1 pseudogene is annotated in these 2,108 nt (G+C 55.2%); it reads left to right on the forward strand.

Features of this window, described 5'->3' with window-relative positions:
- Positions 1-2,108: pseudogene (locus tag H9S92_RS17755) on the forward strand (DUF11 domain-containing protein); the annotation flags it as partial.

Consider the following 2,108-nt stretch of genomic DNA (forward strand, 5'->3'; position numbering starts at 1 on the left):
GGCGACGTAACGGACAACGGCGACGGCACCTTCACGCTCAACAGCGTCCTGGCACAGGGCGCGAGCCTGACCTTCAACGTGAGCTACACGATTGACGCGACCTTCCAGGGCACGAGCCTGACCAACGTTGCGGAGATCACCGAAGACGACGGTGACGACGAAGACTCCACGCCGGACAACGACGTACCGACGGAAGACGACCAGGACGATGAGACGATCACGGTTGATCAGACCTACGACCTGGCGCTGACGAAAGACCTCACCTCCGCTGGTCCCTACACCCAAGGCTCTACGGTGTCTTACAACATCACGGTAACGAACCAGGGCAGCCTGGATGCCGCAACGGTGGTGGTCGAAGACCGTCCGCAAGCGGGCCTGACCTACGCCGGCCTGAACAGCGGCGACGTGACGGACAACGGCGACGGCACCTTCACGCTCAACAGCGTTCTGGCACAGGGCGCGAGCCTGACCTTCAACGTGAGCTACACGATTGACGCGACCTTCCAGGGCACGAGCCTGACCAACGTTGCGGAGATCACGGAAGACGACGGCGACGACGAGGATTCTACGCCGGACAACGACGTACCGACGGAAGACGACCAGGACGATGAGACGATCACGGTTAATCAAACCTTTGACCTTGCTATTGCCAAATCGCTTGCACCACTTCAGGCTCCTTTCACGCTTAGCGGGGCTAATGTTAATTACCGGATTACGGTAACTAACCAAGGCTCAATTAATGCCACGAATGTTGAGGTCATGGACGATAGCCCTATCGGCTTAAATTACCTGTCCGCTAATGTTACCGGAACTAACGTTATTGCCAATGGTGGAGGAAGCTTTACGATTCCTTCCCTTGCGCAAAATGAATCGGTTTCCTTTACCATTACCTACATGACCGATGCAAATGTGGGAATTGGAGTTGTTCTTACGAACCAGATTGAAATTACGGATGATGCCGACGGCACTGGCAACGATGTTACTGATATCGACAGCAGCCCGGAAAGCAGTTACGACAACGACGATCTTGGCGATAATGTAGCAGACGACGATGAGGATAGTGTATCCATTACCAACATTGGTATCAACGTGGAAAAAGTAGCCAGCGAGTCTGAGATATGTCCTGGTGAGCCAGTTACTTACACGCTTACGGTACGCTTCCGCGACAACATCTGTGCCCCTGGTCTTGAACTCCGGGAAATCAGCATAGAGGATATGGGGAGTGACGGATCAATGAGAATGCTCATGCCCAATGACGCCAATTTCATTGCTTCATCTGACCCCAATGGTGACGGAGTACTCCAGTGTGGAGAGGAATTCATGTGGTCTTACACGCTTACTCACACGGAGACTTACACCAATACGGCTGTAGATATGGCTGAAGTATGGTTCATTGATCCTGTACAGGGAGACTTGTTCGTGGGTGATGCCATGTTTATGGACGAAGTTACCGTAACGGTCAACCCCACCCCCACTACCACCATCGCCGATACTGACCCCAACGGAAGCATTTCCTGTAATGGATTCAGCGACGGAAGCGCCACCGTGACACCTACCTCCGGCAGCGCGCCCTTCACCTACGCCTGGAGTGGTGGTGACCTCGCCACCCGTGACGAAGCAACCGTTACCGGCCTGAGTGCTGGCATCAAGTACTACGTCACCGTAACCGACAACAACGGATGTGCTGCGCTTGACTCCATCATCCTTGTAGAGCCCACACCGTTGATGGCCTCCGTCAACAATGATGTGCTCCTTTGCTTTGGTGACGAAACCGGTAGCCTTACCGTAACCCCCGAAGGTGGAACCGCTCCCTATACTTACTTGTGGGGCGCGAACGCAGGTGCAGTGACCAGTCAAACGGCAATGAACCTACCCGCCGGAACCTACTCTGTCACCGTAACCGATGCCAGAGGCTGTACGGCCGTGGCCACTGGAACAGTAACCCAGCCCGAAGCTGGCCTGATGATTACTGAAGTCATTACCGACGTTGAGTGCAACGGCGACGCTACCGGTGCGATCAACATCACGGTCGGCGGCGGCACCCCCGATTACACCTACCTGTGGAGCAACGGTGCCACGACCGAAGACCTGACGGGTCTGACCGCCGG

This window comes from Neolewinella lacunae (genome assembly GCF_014349155.1).
GTDB classification, from domain to species: domain Bacteria; phylum Bacteroidota; class Bacteroidia; order Chitinophagales; family Saprospiraceae; genus Neolewinella; species Neolewinella lacunae.